At 67.6% G+C, this 14,642-nt stretch carries 16 protein-coding genes; 11 read left to right on the top strand and 5 right to left on the bottom strand.

All coding sequences use genetic code 11. The features are described 5' to 3' along the window. The 9 genes from QOD90_RS21040 to QOD90_RS21000 all read left to right on the top strand — a co-directional run. Positions 1-471: TetR/AcrR family transcriptional regulator (locus tag QOD90_RS21040; RefSeq protein WP_526352765.1), on the top strand; the 471-nt coding region annotated here is incomplete at its 5' end. Between the two features lie 99 nt (positions 472-570). After that, on the top strand, positions 571-1,428 hold the full coding sequence (locus QOD90_RS21035; RefSeq protein WP_526352764.1) for a shikimate dehydrogenase family protein: 858 nt from the start codon (positions 571-573) through the stop codon (positions 1,426-1,428). Between the two features lie 46 nt (positions 1,429-1,474). Further along, positions 1,475-2,830 carry an MFS transporter gene (locus QOD90_RS21030; protein ID WP_526352763.1) on the top strand — a complete coding sequence of 452 codons (1,356 nt, stop codon included), beginning with the start codon at positions 1,475-1,477 and terminating at the stop codon, positions 2,828-2,830. Then, on the top strand, positions 2,830-3,609 hold the full coding sequence (gene pcaH, locus QOD90_RS21025) for a protocatechuate 3,4-dioxygenase subunit beta (protein WP_526352762.1): 780 nt from the start codon (positions 2,830-2,832) through the stop codon (positions 3,607-3,609). The genes QOD90_RS21030 and pcaH overlap by 1 nt, the downstream gene beginning before the upstream one ends. Beyond that, a complete protein-coding gene (gene pcaG / locus QOD90_RS21020; RefSeq protein ID WP_526352761.1) occupies positions 3,606-4,148 on the top strand; it encodes a protocatechuate 3,4-dioxygenase subunit alpha in 543 nt (180 codons plus the stop codon). The genes pcaH and pcaG overlap by 4 nt, the downstream gene beginning before the upstream one ends. After that, on the top strand, positions 4,145-5,350 hold the full coding sequence (locus QOD90_RS21015; RefSeq protein ID WP_526352760.1) for a lyase family protein: 1,206 nt from the start codon (positions 4,145-4,147) through the stop codon (positions 5,348-5,350). The genes pcaG and QOD90_RS21015 overlap by 4 nt, the downstream gene beginning before the upstream one ends. Beyond that, positions 5,347-6,522 (top strand): bifunctional 3-oxoadipate enol-lactonase/4-carboxymuconolactone decarboxylase PcaDC, encoded by a 1,176-nt coding sequence (pcaDC, locus tag QOD90_RS21010; RefSeq protein ID WP_526352759.1) that lies wholly within the window; start codon positions 5,347-5,349, stop codon positions 6,520-6,522. The genes QOD90_RS21015 and pcaDC overlap by 4 nt, the downstream gene beginning before the upstream one ends. Then, the gene (locus tag QOD90_RS21005; RefSeq protein WP_526352758.1) at positions 6,519-7,211 is read left to right on the top strand and encodes a 3-oxoacid CoA-transferase subunit A; all 693 of its coding nucleotides are present in this window, start codon (positions 6,519-6,521) and stop codon (positions 7,209-7,211) included. The genes pcaDC and QOD90_RS21005 overlap by 4 nt, the downstream gene beginning before the upstream one ends. Then, positions 7,208-7,885: a 3-oxoacid CoA-transferase subunit B gene (locus QOD90_RS21000; protein ID WP_526352757.1), complete on the top strand. Its 678-nt coding sequence runs from the start codon at positions 7,208-7,210 to the stop codon at positions 7,883-7,885. The genes QOD90_RS21005 and QOD90_RS21000 overlap by 4 nt, the downstream gene beginning before the upstream one ends. A gap of 48 nt (positions 7,886-7,933) precedes the next feature. Here the strand turns inward: QOD90_RS21000 and QOD90_RS20995 are convergent, their stop codons facing one another. Both QOD90_RS20995 and QOD90_RS20990 read right to left on the bottom strand, forming a co-directional pair. After that, positions 7,934-8,386: a nitroreductase/quinone reductase family protein gene (locus QOD90_RS20995; RefSeq protein ID WP_526352756.1), complete on the bottom strand. Its 453-nt coding sequence runs from the start codon at positions 8,384-8,386 to the stop codon at positions 7,934-7,936. Positions 8,387-8,412: 26 nt separating this feature from the next. After that, the gene (locus QOD90_RS20990) at positions 8,413-9,039 is read right to left on the bottom strand and encodes a DUF3159 domain-containing protein (protein WP_526352755.1); all 627 of its coding nucleotides are present in this window, start codon (positions 9,037-9,039) and stop codon (positions 8,413-8,415) included. Between the two features lie 40 nt (positions 9,040-9,079). On the opposite strand from QOD90_RS20990, the gene QOD90_RS20985 reads away from it, so the two are divergent. After that, complete coding sequence (locus tag QOD90_RS20985) at positions 9,080-10,096, top strand: CobW family GTP-binding protein (RefSeq protein WP_526352754.1); 1,017 nt, start codon at positions 9,080-9,082, stop codon at positions 10,094-10,096. 3 nt (positions 10,097-10,099) lie between these two features. Here the strand turns inward: QOD90_RS20985 and QOD90_RS20980 are convergent, their stop codons facing one another. From QOD90_RS20980 to QOD90_RS20970, 3 genes are all read right to left on the bottom strand, one after another. Beyond that, entirely contained in the window at positions 10,100-10,996 is an 897-nt protein-coding gene (locus QOD90_RS20980; RefSeq protein WP_526352753.1) for an endonuclease/exonuclease/phosphatase family protein, read from the bottom strand. A 7-nt stretch (positions 10,997-11,003) separates the two neighbouring features. Then, positions 11,004-12,191: a metallophosphoesterase gene (locus QOD90_RS20975; RefSeq protein WP_526352752.1), complete on the bottom strand. Its 1,188-nt coding sequence runs from the start codon at positions 12,189-12,191 to the stop codon at positions 11,004-11,006. A gap of 76 nt (positions 12,192-12,267) precedes the next feature. After that, the gene (locus QOD90_RS20970) at positions 12,268-13,980 is read right to left on the bottom strand and encodes a BCCT family transporter (RefSeq protein WP_526352766.1); all 1,713 of its coding nucleotides are present in this window, start codon (positions 13,978-13,980) and stop codon (positions 12,268-12,270) included. 213 nt (positions 13,981-14,193) lie between these two features. Between QOD90_RS20970 and QOD90_RS20965 the strand changes: the two genes are divergently transcribed. Then, on the top strand, positions 14,194-14,642 hold a 449-nt coding region (locus QOD90_RS20965; RefSeq protein WP_526352751.1), incomplete at its 3' end, for a hypothetical protein.

The following is a 14,642-nucleotide window of genomic DNA, read 5'->3' as shown; positions in this document are numbered from 1 at the left end:
GGCAAGGAAGGGCTCTACCTGGCGGTTCTCGAATCGGCCTATCGCGGCATCCGCGAGGCCGAGCAGAGGCTCCAGGTCGATCACGTCGATCCCGTCGAGGCGATGCGCAGGCTGGCCGAGCTGACCTTCGATCACCACCTCGACCACCAGGCCTTCATCAGGTTGGTGTCGATCGAGAACATCCACCGCGGCGAGTTCATTGGCCAACTCGACTCATTGCGGACGATTTCGCAGCCTGCGACCTCACTGCTGGACGAGATCCTCGTCCGCGGACGCGAGCAGGGCGCGTTTCGCGGCGATGTCGACGCACTCGACGTCCACATCGTGATCAGCTCGTACTGCGTGTTTCAAGTCGCGAATCGGCACACCTTCGGCTTCTTGTTCGGGGTCGACTTCACCGAGCTCTCGCAGCGCGCTCACATGCGCAGAATGATCGGCGACGTCGTCGTCGGTTGGCTCACCACCCACTGATTGGAGACCCCGCCCACAGGTTGGGGGTTGACGAGACGCGCGACACACTGCTCTAATTCTTGTACGTACCAGTTAGTACATTAGAGAGAGCGGTGCAGCGTGGCGATCAATCCCGTCCTGGTCGGCCTCGTCGGCATCGGCGTCGGGCCCTCCCTGACTCCGGCGCTGCACATGGCCGAGGGCAAGGCCCATGGGCTCGACTACCTCTACCGCTCCATCGATCTCCGTGAAATCGGCGTCGCGCCCGAACGCATCGGCGAGATCTTGATCTGGGCCCGCGCCCTCGGCTTCGACGCCCTCAACATCACGCACCCCTGCAAGCAACTGGTCATCCCCCATCTCGACACCGTCGACGCCGCGGCCGCCGCACTCGGCGCCGTCAACACGGTCGTCTTCGACGGCGCCAAGACCATCGGCTACAACACCGATGCGCCCGGGTTCGCCACCGGCTTCGCCGAGGGCCTTCCAGAGGCGTCCACCGAGAACGTCGTCCTACTCGGCGCAGGCGGGGCCGGTACAGCCGTTGGCCACGCCCTCCTCGACCTCGGCGCCGACCATCTTGCCGTCGTCGATCTGGACGTCGATCGCGCGGCGGCACTGGCGGGCGAACTGTCCGCCCGACACCCCGACGCCAGGGTCGATGCCTCCGCGTTCGACAAGCTCGCGGTGCTGCTTCCGCACAGCGACGGCATCGTGCACTGCACGCCCACCGGGATGGCCGACCACCCCGGCCTGCCCTTCGACGAGAGCCTGTTGCACCAGGACCTCTGGGTGGCCGACATCGTCTACCGCCCACTGGACACCGCGCTGCTGAAAGCGGCGCGCCGCGCAGGCTGCCGCACGCTCGACGGCGGGTACATGGCCGTTCACCAGGCCACCACCGCATTCGAGTTGATCACCGGCATCGAACCGGACGCCGCCAGGATGTCGCGGCACTTCCGAAGGCTCGTCGCATGATTCGTGCCCACCATCCCGATGTTCGCAGGAAACTAGGAGGAATCCGATGACCGCAATCAACCAGAATCCGGCAGGCGGTGCGCCTCCGACCGGGCCCGCGCGCACGCCGAGGCGGGCCGCACTTGCCAGCTTCATGGGCAGCGCGGTCGAGTACTACGACTTCTTCCTCTTCGGTCAGGCCGCGGCGCTCATCTTCCCCAAGGTGTTCTTCCCGGAGGGCGGCGGCCAGGGTGCACTGTTGATGTCGTTCGCGACCTTCGGCGTGGCCTACTTCGCCCGCCCCGTCGGCGCCTTCGTGCTCGGACACTTCGGAGACCGGATCGGCCGTCAGAAGGTGCTGATGTTCACCATCGTCTTGATGGGCGCGTCGACCTTCGCCATCGGGTGCCTTCCGACGTTCGGCACGGCCGGCTACCTCGGACTCGGTCTGCTGGTGCTGTGCAGACTGCTGCAGGGCTTCTCCGCCGCAGGCGAACAGGCGGGCGCCAGCTCGCTGACCCTGGAGCACGCTCCCGATCACCAGCGGGCGTTCTATACGTCGTGGACGCTGACCGGAACCCAGGGCGGCCTGATCCTGGCGTCGCTGGTGCTGATCCCCTTCGTGTCGCTTTCCGACGAGTCCGAGCTCACCTGGGGTTGGCGCGTGCCGTTCTGGCTGTCCGCGGTCGTCGTCCTGGTCGCCTACTTCATCCGGCGGAAACTGCACGAAACCCCCGAGTTCGAAGAGGCCAAGGCCACGGGCAACATCGCGAAGATGCCGCTAAAGCCACTGATGCGTGACCACTGGCGCGACGTGTTGCGAGTCTTCTTCTGCGCCTTCATCGCCGCGGTGTCGACGGTCTTCGGAACCCTGGCGATCGCCTACGGCAAGAAGGTCGGTCTACCCGCCGACATCACCCTGTGGTTGGTCGTCGTTGCCAACGTCGTTGCCCTCGGCACCCAGCCGCTGTTCGGCATGCTCGCCGACAAGATCGGCCGAAAGCCGGTGTTCGTCTACGGGGCACTGTCCTCGGCGGTGCTCATGCCCTTCTACATGCTGTCGATGAGCAACGACGACTACACCCTGACGTTCGTCCTGGCCGTCGCGACCTTCGCGTTCGGCTACGGCGCGGCCAATGCCGTGTGGCCGTCCTTCTACAACGAGATGTTCAGTACCAAGGTGCGCTTCTCCGGCGTGGCGATCGGCACCCAGTTGGGGTTCCTCGTCGCGGGCTTCGCTCCGACGATCGTCACCGCACTCGGCGGCATCCGCGAAGGCGGCTGGGTGGTCATCGGCGTCTTCACCGCCGTCGTCTGCGTGATCGCGGCCGCGTCGGCACTGACCGCGCGCGAAACCAAGGACGTCCCAACGGCATTGCTTGGCAAGACCGCGGACTCCCCCAAGGATCTGGTCAACCACTGATGGTCTCGACACTGCTTACCGATTCCGACGGCGCGTCGACCAACCAAGCGGACGTCAGCGCGGAGATCGCGGCGATCGAGTCCGCGTATCAGCGGGCCGGTGTCGAGGAGACGCAGCCCCGCCTGGACTACGCCCCGTACCGCAGTAGCGTGCTGCGTCATCCGACCAAGGACCTGCACCACGTCGATCCCGAGGGCATCGAATTGTGGACGCCGTGCTTCGGGGCACGCGACGTCAACGTGCTGGAGGCGGACCTGACCATCGGGCACGGAAGGGAGCCGATCGGCGAACGGATGGTGGTGACGGGTCGGGTGGTCGACGGCGACGGCAGACCGGTGCGGCGCCAGCTCGTCGAGATCTGGCAGGCCAACGCCGCAGGCCGTTACATCCACCACCGCGATCAGCACCCGGCGCCGATCGATCCCAACTTCACCGGGGCGGGGCGGTGCTTGACCGACGACGACGGCTACTACCGGTTCACCACCATCAAGCCGGGCCCGTATCCGTGGAAGAACCATCGCAACGCGTGGCGGCCCGCGCACATCCACTTCTCGTTGTTCGGAACGGAATTCACCCAGCGGATGATCACCCAGATGTACTTTCCTGGCGATCCGCTGTTCGGCCTGGATCCGATCTACCAGGCGATCACCGATCAGAAGGCGCGCGACCGGCTGGTGGCCTCCTACGATCACGACGTCACCACCCACCAGTGGGCGACCGGATACCGCTGGGACGTCGTGCTGACCGGCGCGCACCAGACCCCAATGGAGGATTCATGAGCCCCATGCTGACCGCAACACCAGGTCAGACGGTCGGCCCGTTCTTCGGCTACGCCCTTCCGTTCGAGCGCGGCAGCGAACTGGTACCGCCGGGCTCACCCAACGCGATTCGATTGCATGGCACCGTCACCGACGGTGATGGCAAGCCGGTTCCCGATGCGTTGCTGGAGATATGGCAGGCCGACGCCGAGGGAAACGTGCCGATGGCGAGCGGCGCGCTGAAGCGCGACGGTTGGACGTTCACCGGGTGGGGCCGTGCCGCGACGGATGACGAAGGGCATTACGGCTTCACGACGGTATTGCCTGGCGCACCATTCATTTCGATGACGATCTTCGCCCGCGGATTGCTGAACAGACTCTTCACCCGCGTCTATCTGCCTGGCTCTGATCTGACCGGCGACCCGCTGCTGAGCTCCCTGCCCGCCGAGCGGCGAGACACCCTCGTCGCGACCCGCGAGGACGACGGGCTACGATTCGACGTCGGCCTGCAAGGACCCCACGAGACGGTGTTCCTGAGCTACCCGAGCCACCGACCGTGACCGACCTGTTCTGGCCGGGCGACCACCTGGCTGGCGAGTCCATGAGCGACGCGGCGTTCCTGCGCGCCATGCTGGCCGTGGAGCAGGCCTGGCTCGACGGCCTCGTAGCGGCTGAGATCGCACCGGCCGCAGCCGCATTCGAGTTGAGCGCCATCGGCGGCGCCGGTGACGTCGAGCAGATCGCCCGTCGCGCGGACGCCGACGGCAACCCGGTCTCGGGGTTGGTAGCGCTACTTCGGGGACGCGCTCCCGAGCCGGCGTCCTCGTGGCTGCATCGCGGACTCACCAGCCAGGACGTCGTCGACACGGCACTGATGCTGTGCCTGCGTGACGTTCTGACCCGCGTCGCCGACGACGTCGCAACCCAGGTCGACGCGTTGACGGCGCTGGTCGAGATGCACCGCAGCACACCGATGCTCGCGCGCACCCTGACCCAAGCCGCATTGCCGAGCACGGCAGGGGTGAAGCTCGCCTCCTGGCTCTCGGGTGTGCTCGACGCCGCCGAACCGCTCGCCGGCGTGCGGGCCGCATTGCCCGTTCAGATCGGCGGTGCGGTCGGCACACTGGCCGCGATCGTCGAATTGGCCGGCTCCGTCGACGCCGCGATCGCGCTCGGCGACTCGGTCGCGGCCAAGCTTGGGTTGGCGCCCGCACCGCCGTGGCACACCACCCGCGCACCCGTCACCCGCGTCGGGGACCTGCTGGTCGGCTTCTGCGACGCGTGGGGTCATCTCGCCTCCGACGTTGCCACCGGCAGTCGCACCGAGATCGGCGAGTTCGTCGAAGGCCACGGTGGTGGATCGTCGACCATGCCGCACAAGAACAATCCGGTCCGCTCGGTGCTGATTCGCCGTACTGCCCTGGCCGCGGGCCCGCTGGGAGCCACCCTGCACACTGCGTCGGCGACCAGCGTCGACGAACGCGCCGACGGCGCCTGGCACGCCGAGTGGGCCACGATGCGGACCCTCGCCCGTCGGACCGTCGTCGCCGCCGTCCACACCTCCGAACTGGTGACCGGCCTACGAGTCGACACCGAGAGGGCGGCAGCCAACCTCGCCGCCGCGGGCGACCTCGCCGCCGAGCAGCGGACCATGGCGGATCTCGCTGGGCGGGAACCGAACCCGACGTACCTCGGCGCCGCCGATCGACTGGTCGACGCCGCGCTGGACCGAGCCGCCGCCTACCGGAAGGACGCGCCATGACCGTGCCCCGCCTCGTCGGCACCGACTTCGGCGGCCCGGCCGACGCCCCCGTGCTCCTACTCGGACCGTCGCTTGGCACCTCGGCCGAGGTGCTGTGGTCCTCCGCCGCCGCGCATCTGCGCGCACACCTGCGGGTGGTCGGCTGGGATCTACCCGGGCACGGGCGCAGCCCTGCCGGTGAACCGTTCACCATCGCCGACCTGGCGGCTGGGGTACTGGCGTTGGCCGACCGTCTCGGGGCCGACACCTTCCACTACGCGGGTGACTCCGTCGGCGGCTGCGTCGGACTGCAACTGCTGCTCGACGCACCGCACCGGATCGCGACGGCCGCGGTGCTGTGCACCGGCGCGAAGATCGGCACCCCCGACGGCTGGCAGGAGCGCGCCGCCACCGTCCGCGCCGGTGGTACGGCCACGGTCCTCGGCGGCGCGGCGGAGCGCTGGTTCGGGCCGGGATTCGCGGCCCGTCAACCCGACCTGGCGGCGGCCCTGCTTGGTGCGCTGCGCGACACCGACCCGGAAGGTTATGCCAAGACGAGCGAGGCGCTGGCGACCTTCGACGTCACCGACCGACTGCCCGACATCGCCACCCAGGTGCTGGCCATCGCGGGTGCCGACGACACCCCGACCCCACCGGAGTCGTTGCAGCGCATCGCCTCCGGGGTTCAGCAAGGCCGGCTCGAGGTGCTCGACGGCGTCGGACACCTTGCCCCGGCCGAGGCGCCGTCGCGCGTGGCCGAGCTGATCGCCGCACACTGCGGCATCGACACCCGTCGGCCAAGCACCACCGACGAGGTGCACGCCGCAGGCATGGCCGTTCGACGGGCGGTGCTCGGCGACGCGCACGTCGACCGCGCCGTCGCGGCGACCACCGACCTGACCGCCGACTTCCAACGGATGATCACCGAGTACGCGTGGGGCACCATCTGGACCAGACCCGGCCTGGACCGGCGTAGCCGCTCGATGATCACCCTGACGGCACTGGTCGCCCGAGGGCACCACGACGAGCTGGCCATGCACCTGCGCGCCGCCCGTCGCAACGGACTTACAGTAGACGAGATCAAGGAACTGCTCATGCAGACCGCCATCTACTGCGGAGTTCCCGACGCCAACACGGCGTTCCGCATCGCCTCGACCGTGCTCGCCGACTACGACGCGGGCGAGACACCATGAGCCGCACCGTGGTTCACCAGGATGCCGCCCAGGCCGTCGCGGGCATCGCCGACGGCGCCACCATCCTGGTCGGCGGGTTCGGCATGGCGGGCATGCCCACCGCGCTGATCGACGCGTTGATCGGCCAGGGCGCAACGGGTTTGACGATCGTGAGCAACAATGCGGGCAATGGCGACACCGGCCTTGCCGCCCTGCTGGCCGCGGGACGGGTCGACAAGGTCGTCTGCTCCTTCCCCCGTCAAGCCGACTCCCACGTCTTCGACGCGCTCTACCGGGCAGGAAAGGTTCAGCTCGAGGTCGTGCCCCAGGGCAACCTCGCCGAACGCATCCGTGCCGCAGGCGCAGGCATCGGGGCATTCTTCTGCCCCACCGGCGTGGGGACGCCGCTGGCAGCTGGCAAGGAGGTACGCACCATCGACGGCCGCGACTACGTCCTCGAATACCCCATCCGTGGCGACGTCGCCCTCATCGGCGCCCACGTCGGAGACGTGTGCGGAAACCTGTTGTACCGCAAGACTGCCCGCAACTTCGGCCCGGTCATGGCGACGGCGGCCACCGTCACGATCGCAGAGGTCGCCCTAGTGGTCGCCGCCGGCGAGATCGACCCCGAGAACGTGGTCACCTCGGGCATCTTCGTCGACCACATCCTCGACCTGTCCGCAGCGAATCAATCGGAGGTGGCGTCGTGACCCTGCACGCACCCGCTCGCCAGACGGTCGAACACCTCGACCGCGGCCCGCTCGACCGCGAGGAACTCGCGGCCATCGTCGCCCGTGACATCCCCGCCGGCTCGTACGTCAACCTGGGCATCGGGCAACCGACCACCGTCGCCGAGTACCTCGATCCCAATGCGGGCGTCGTGCTGCACACCGAGAACGGAATGCTGGGCATGGGCGGGCAGGCGTTCGGCGCCGACGTCGACGTCGACCTGACCAATGCTGGGAAGATTCCCGTGACGGAAACCCCTGGTGCGTCCTACTTTCACCACGCCGACTCGTTCGCCATGATGCGCGGGGGCCACCTGGACGTCTGCGTGCTCGGTGCGTTTCAGGTCAGCCACCGCGGCGACCTCGCGAACTGGCATACCGGCGCGCCGGATGCCATCCCTGCGGTGGGCGGCGCGATGGACCTCGCGATCGGGGCGAAGAACGTATTCGTGATGATGAACCTGTTCGCCAAGGACGGCTCGGCCAAACTCGTCGCCGACTGCACCTACCCGTTGACCGGACTGCGCTGCGTCAGCCGCGTATACACCGATCACGCCCTGTTCGAGATCGCTCTCGACGGCTCCGGCGTGCGGGTGCTCGAAACGTTTGGGACCACCGCCGCCGACATCTCCAAATGTTGCGATTTGGGCGCGTAAATCCGCGGTGAACGCGGATTGGCGCGCCGAAATCGCTAGGGGGCAGGGCTAGGGGGCGGCGAAGACGTCGATGGGGCGCCCGATCCGCAACATCACGACGGGAATGTGACGCGTCGTCGACGTCTGATACCCGAGGTAGGGCGGGAACAGATGCGTCATGTACGACCACACCGGGTGGCGTTCCTCGTACTGGGGTTCACGCCAGGTGGCCTCGAACGCCTGGGTGGCGATCTGGACACCGATCGTCTCGCTCTCCCGGATGTTGAGGTACCACTCGGGATGGGTGTCGGCGCCGCCCTTTGACGCGACGATGACGATCTCCCCACCGACGTTGCCGTAGATCAGCGGTGTGACGTACGTCTTGCCGGACTTGCGGCCCACGTGCTTGATCAGGCAGTTGGTCGTCAGGGCGTGACCGCCCGCGGAGCTGACGTCCACGATGTGGCCCTTGGTGCCACCCGAGCTCAGATACTCCTTGAGGTGCTCGTCCATGAAGCCCATCGATCGGTTCCTTCCGACTCGGTCGATCAACCCGCCTCGGCCGCGCGTGGCAGCGCGCGAATGGCGGTCCGGATGGCCAAGTAGATCAGGGTCGAGGTGAGCACGAAGATGGGCCACCCCATCGCGATGCGCGCCGCGGCGAGAAGGCCCGCCTGGTCGGTGTCGTACAGGTGGTACTGCACCAGGAACCGCGCCCAGGACACCGCCGCCATCACGATGGTGACCAGGTCGAATACCCGCCGCACCCGGGGTACGCGGCGCCAGGTGTCGTCGCGGCCGGTCACCCACGCCCAACCGACACCGATCAGTGGCCGACGGATCAGCACCGAGCCGGTGAAGGCGATGGCCAACAGGAGGTACATCCAGATGCCTGGCAGATAGAAGTCCTTGGCCTGGCCGGTGAGGAAGGCCAGGCCGGCTCCGACGGCGACACCCGCGAACCCGAAGAGCGCGGGACGGATGGATTCGCGCCGCAGCAGCTGTGCGACCAGGACGACCGCCGCGACACCGAGAGCAGCGGCCAGCGCCCACTCGAGGTCAACCACCGCGTTCGCCGCGGCGAAGGTGGTGACCGGCAGCGACGAGTAGATCAGCCCGCGGACGCCGCCCGACCGCGCCAACAACGCGGCAAGCGGCGGGTTCGTGTCGGTCACCCGATCGAGCGTACTGACTGGGTGGACCTACACTCCTCGGGTGCGCGCCATCCCCGTCATCGCGTTGACCGGGTACCTCGGTGCGGGCAAGACCAGCCTGCTCAACCATGTGCTCCGCGCGCCGGGCGCGCGGATTGGCGTCGTCATCAACGACTTCGGCGACATCAACGTCGACGCCGCCCTCGTGACGGGCCAGGTCGACGAACCCGTCTCGATTGCCGGGGGCTGCGTCTGCTGCCTTGACGACGACGGCGGCCTTGACGAGGCGCTGGAGAAGCTGGCTGATCCGCGGCTGGCCCTTGACGCGATCGTCGTCGAGGCCAGCGGGCTCGCCGACCCCGTCGCAGTGTCCCGCCTGATCCGCTTCAGCGGAGTCGAGCGGGTGCGCCAAGGCGGCGTCGTGGACGTCATCGATGCCGCCACGCACTTCGACGTCGTCGACCGCGGTGGCATGCCACTGGCTCGATACGGCGCGGCGTCGCTGATCGTGGTCAACAAGCTCGACCAGATCCCCGAGGACCGCCGCGCCATCGAGTTGGCTCGCATCGATGCGCGGATTCGGGAACGCAACCCGCATGCGCACGTGGTCGGGGCGACCGGCGCGAGGATCGATCCCGCGCTGTTGTACGACGTGTCCGACTCCGACGACGGCTCGGGGCAGCTCTCCATTCGCGAACTGCTCATCGACGACCATGCCGATCACCACGATCACGTTCACGCGGCTTCGGTCACGGCGGCCACCGACGGCTGCGTCGACCCCGGAGTGCTGTTCGATCTTCTCGAGGAGCCGCCAGCGGGCGTCTATCGACTCAAGGGAATCGTGGCCGTCCGCACCCGGACGGGGCGGCGCCGCTACGTCGTCAACGTGGTCGGGTCGTCGGTGCACGTCGCGACGGCGCCGGCGAACGTCGGCACCAACTCGCTGGTCGCGATCGGCACCCACTTCGACGTCGGCGAGGTGCGCGCCAGGGTGGACGCCGCGTTGCGTCCCCACGACGGCACCGTCTCCGCGGCGAGCATGCGGCGCCTGCAGCGGCATCGCCGGCTTAGCTTCTAACGGTCAGCGCCGCCAGGGTGGCCAGAGTCGTTGATGGCGAGCGTCTTTCGTCGGGGCGAGACGCTCGAGGCGGCACAGCACACCGAAGTGGTCGGAGGGAAACACCCGCGGCAACGCGTCCGAGATCGGCTCCGTTCCCAGTAGGTCGATGCTGGTCGCCGCCCAGCCGTCGCCTTTGAGGAGTACTCGGTCGAACCGGACCTGGCGCTGCTTGTTCTTGCTGTCGAGCCGCATCAGGTTGATGGACGTATCCTCGGTGAAGCCGTCGTCGCGTGGTCGCAGGGTGGGCCACAGATCGCGATAGGCCTTGGTGATTCGATCGTTCTCCGAGTCGCGCATGTTGAAATCTCCCAGTACGACCGCATTTTCGACTCGTCGGAGCGAACCGAAGATGCGTCCCAACTGCCGAGCCCGTAACCGCGCCGCCGCCTTTCCACTTTCGAGATGAGCCGCGACGACGGTCAACGCGCTGTCACCCGTGTCGAGCTCGGCCGTCAGGAATCCACGCGCCAGGTTCGTCGGCAGTCGGGTATAGGTGACGTCGCGGATCGGTAGCCGGGATAGCAGCAGCATGCCGTAGTTGCCGCGGTCGCCACCGGTGACCTCGGCGCGACGATAGCGCACCCGGACCCATGGCTGGGCGAGGAATACGGCCAGCGCCGCAGGGGTGACTTCCTGAAACACCATGACGTCCGGCATCTTTCGGGACATTAGGTCCGCGATCGCGCGGTAGCGCGCCTCGGCGCGGAAGTCGCTGAACCAGACGTTGAACGTCGCCACGGTGAGTTCGTCGCGTGGCACCGCGCTCAGCGCATCGTCGTTGGTCCAACGCTGCGAGGCCCATTGCTTGGTATGGACGTCGAAGATCCCAACCGGAACCCTGCGCCGACGCGCCCTCAACGCGGCATCATGCTCGACGCAGCGTCAGCACGGTGATCTCGCTTGGTGCGAACACGCGGAAGGGCGGCCCCCAGAACCCGGTGCCACGGCTCGTATAGAGCTGCGTGCGTTCGCCGTGGCGGCTCAAACCGTGCACGACCGGCTGATCGAGCCTGACCAGGAAGTTGAACGGCCAGATCTGACCACCGTGGGTGTGTCCCGAGATCTGCAGATCGACCCCCGCCTCGACCGCCGCGGGAACCTGCTTTGGTTGGTGTGCCAGCAGAAGCACCGGGAGCGTCGGGTCGGCGCCTTCGAGAGCTGCCTCCAGATTCGCACCGTGCCCGACGGTGCCCGAACCCCTGGCGGTGGCGTCGTCGACACCGGCGACGACCAGCCCGTCGCCGCCGCGCTCCACGACGATGTGGCTGTTGTGCAACGCATCCCAGCCGATGTCGGCCATGTAGTCGAGCCAGCCCTGCGCCTCGCTGAAGTACTCGTGGTTGCCGGTGACGTAGACGCGGGCCAGCCTCCCGCGCGCCGCGGCGAGTGGTCGCACCTGCTCCTCGCGAACGTCGACGGTGCCGTCGGCGAGGTCCCCGACGTGACAGACGACATCGGCGTCGATCTCGTTGATGCGGTCGGCTACCAGGGCGGACCACCGGGTTCGGTTGATGGGCCCGTAGTGGGTGTCGGTGATCATCGCCACCCGCAGACCGTCCAACCCCCCGCCGAGCCGGGGAAGCGTGACCTCGACGTGCTTGGTCCGCGGAAGCCGCATCGCCTCGGCGTAGCCCCACCCCAGCAGTACGAGCACCACCGCGACGACTACGCCCGTCACGATGCGCGACCGCGTCGGGTCCTCGATGCCTGCCAGAAGCAGGGCCAGCCTCAGCAGCTGAGTCAGCACCGACCAGACGAACAGCACCCATACCGCACCGAGCAGGGCGTCACCGGTGACGGCCGCCCAGTCCAGATGCCGCCGGCCGTGGCCGAACATCATTGCGAGCGGAAGCCCGACGAAGACCGCTGCGAACGCTGCGGTGCCGACGACCACCGTCACCGTCGGCCACTGGTTGCCCGCCCACAGCAGCGTCCACCACGGCACTCCCAGCAGGATCAGAATGGTCGCGAAGACGGGAATCAGCCGCAGCCAGCTGCGCCGCGGGCGCGCGCTGGGGGCCGGTTCCATCTGAGTCAACTGGGGGTCTGACATGACGGAGCGCCTCGATCCGGGTCGTGGAATTACCGCCGAGGCTACCCGCGTTCTTAGCGCCACCCATCGCGATGATTCAGGAGGGGGCGGCGGGATCCTTCTCGATGGCGGGATCCTTCTCGATGGCGATGACGAAGTCGTCCCCATGCTCGACGACACCGGCGATCACCGCGTCGTCGACCGCCTCGACGGCGTACCGCCGCCGAATCATCATCGGATCCTTGCGGAGGTCCTTCACCAAGGCGACCGCCAACCCGACCATGACGAGCACGAACGGCAGCGCAGCCAGGATGGTCAACGTCTGAAGGCCGGTGAGGGCATCGTCACCGCCGACGAGCAACATGACGGCCGCGACGGCTCCCGTTGCGGCGCCCCAGAATACGACGATCGCGCGCGACGGCTCGATCGTTCCGCGTTCGGACAGCGAGCCCATCACGATCGAGGCCGCATCCGCCCCCGAGACGAAGAAGATCGCGACCAACACGATCACCACGATGCTCGCGAGCGTGGCCAACGGGAATTGGTCGAGCAGCGTGAAGAGCTGGCCTTCGGTAGTCCCCTCGCCGGCGAGGTCGACGCCGCCCTCCTGGATGCTGATCGCCGCGCCACCGAATATCGCGAACCAGATCAGCGAGACCGCACTTGGCACCAGCAGGACGCCGGTGACGAACTGACGTATGGTGCGGCCGCGGGAGATTCGCGCGATGAACATGCCGACGAACGGCGTCCACGACAACCACCACGCCCAGTAGAAGACCGTCCAACTTTGCAACCAGGCATCGACCGCGGCACCCTCGGCGCCGCTGCGAGCCGACATCATCGCGATGTCCTGCACGTAGCTGCCCAGCGACGTCGGGATCACGTTGAGGATGAAAACCGTTGGCCCGACGATGAAGACGAACAAGGCAAGGGCCAGCGCCAACACCATGTTGATGTTGGACAGCCACTGAATGCCCTTGGCCACACCCGACACCGCGGAGAAGATGAAGGCAATGGTCAGCACCACGATGATGACGATCAGGACCACATTGCCGGTCGTCCCGATCCCCGCCACGATGTCGAGACCGCTGCGGATCTGCAACGCGCCGAGGCCGAGCGACGCGGCCGAGCCGAATAGCGTCGCGAAGATCGCGAGCATGTCGATGACCTTGCCAAGCGGTCCGTTGGCGCGGTCGCCGATCAACGGTGCGAACGCCGCGCTGATCAGTTGCAGCCGGCCCTTGCGGTACACGCCGTAGGCGATGGCGAGACCCACCACGGCGTAGATCGCCCACGGATGCAGGGTCCAGTGGAACAGCGTGGTGGCCATCGCGGTCTGCATGGCTTCGGGATTGCCCGCTGCGCCGGTGCCCGGCGGGGGCGTGACGAGGTGGGTGAGGGGCTCGGCGACCCCGTAGAACATCAGCCCGATCCCCATGCCCGCGCTGAACATCATCGCGATCCAAGACACGGTCTTGAACTCGGGTTCCTCGTCGTCGCGGCCCAGCGGGATGGCACCGAATCGGCTGACCGCCAACCAGAGCACGAAGATCACGAACGCCGACGACGTGACCACGAAGAGCCACCCGGTGTTCTCCATCGTCCAGGTCAGTGCCGCACCCGACACGCTGCTCAGGGACGGCGTGCTGACGAAGCCCCACACCAGGAAGCCCACCGCGATGGCTGCGGTCACCCCGAAGACCACCCAGTCGACGCCCCGACGGCGGGCCTGCTCGTCCTCGTCGACGGGGACGTCGAGCGCGGGATGTGGGATCACGCCACCGGACCCGGTCTCCAGGGCCTTCACCACCCTGCGGCGCTTGCGCGGCTCGTCTGACGCGCCTGATCGTTCGATGTCGGGTCTGGCTTCAGTCGTCACAGCGGCAGCCTTCAGTAAACGGTCGGCATACGGATGGGGAACACCCAACTACCTCACAGGGGACCCGTCAACCCGGGGAGCGAAGTCGTCCTGCGCACGCCAATCTTCGATCTTGATGTCGGACAGGGCCGTTACCGTCGACTGGTGCCACTTGCAAACCGAGTCACCCCGTCGGGTGAGATCATCGCGGCCGCGGCGCGGGGCACCGTCATGGGCAATCGCGGAATTCTGCATGACGAGAACAAGCGGATCGTCAGGGATTCCCGCCTCGCGGCGTGGCTGATCTGTCGGCTCGAGTTCAACGGGCGCAAGCGCGAGGTGATGAGCCCGGGCCACTACACCGAATTGTTCTTCCTCGACGAGGCGGTCGCGTTGGCGGCGGGCCACCGACCGTGCGGCGAGTGTCGTCGCCCGTTCTATCGGGCCTTCATCGAAGCGGCGAACGTGGGGAACCAGAACCCGATCGCCTGCGCCAGGGATCTCGACGCCCAGCTCAAGTCGTCGCGGTCAGCGGCGCGCTCGGGGGCCGAGATCGGCACGCTCCCCGATGGCGTCTTCGTCGACCTGGCCGGCGGTGACGTCCCCGATCTCCG

It is taken from the genome of Mycobacterium sp., from assembly GCF_032161845.1.
Classification (GTDB): Bacteria; Actinomycetota; Actinomycetes; order Mycobacteriales; family Mycobacteriaceae; genus Mycobacterium.
Note: the sequence above shows the minus strand (reverse complement) of the source record. Positions and strands in the feature narration are given on the sequence as shown.

What these genes read in the sequence shown, in the direction of transcription:
- pcaH (WP_526352762.1), top strand. Translation starts at nt 2,830, where the DNA reads ATGGTCTCGACACTGCTTACCGATTCCGACGGCGCGTCGACCAACCAA.
- QOD90_RS21030 (WP_526352763.1), top strand. Translation starts at nt 1,475, where the DNA reads ATGACCGCAATCAACCAGAATCCGGCAGGCGGTGCGCCTCCGACCGGG.
- pcaG (WP_526352761.1), top strand. Translation starts at nt 3,606, where the DNA reads ATGAGCCCCATGCTGACCGCAACACCAGGTCAGACGGTCGGCCCGTTC.
- QOD90_RS20995 (WP_526352756.1), bottom strand. Translation starts at nt 8,386, where the DNA reads ATGGGCTTCATGGACGAGCACCTCAAGGAGTATCTGAGCTCGGGTGGC.
- QOD90_RS20975 (WP_526352752.1), bottom strand. Translation starts at nt 12,191, where the DNA reads ATGTCAGACCCCCAGTTGACTCAGATGGAACCGGCCCCCAGCGCGCGC.
- QOD90_RS21005 (WP_526352758.1), top strand. Translation starts at nt 6,519, where the DNA reads ATGAGCCGCACCGTGGTTCACCAGGATGCCGCCCAGGCCGTCGCGGGC.
- pcaDC (WP_526352759.1), top strand. Translation starts at nt 5,347, where the DNA reads ATGACCGTGCCCCGCCTCGTCGGCACCGACTTCGGCGGCCCGGCCGAC.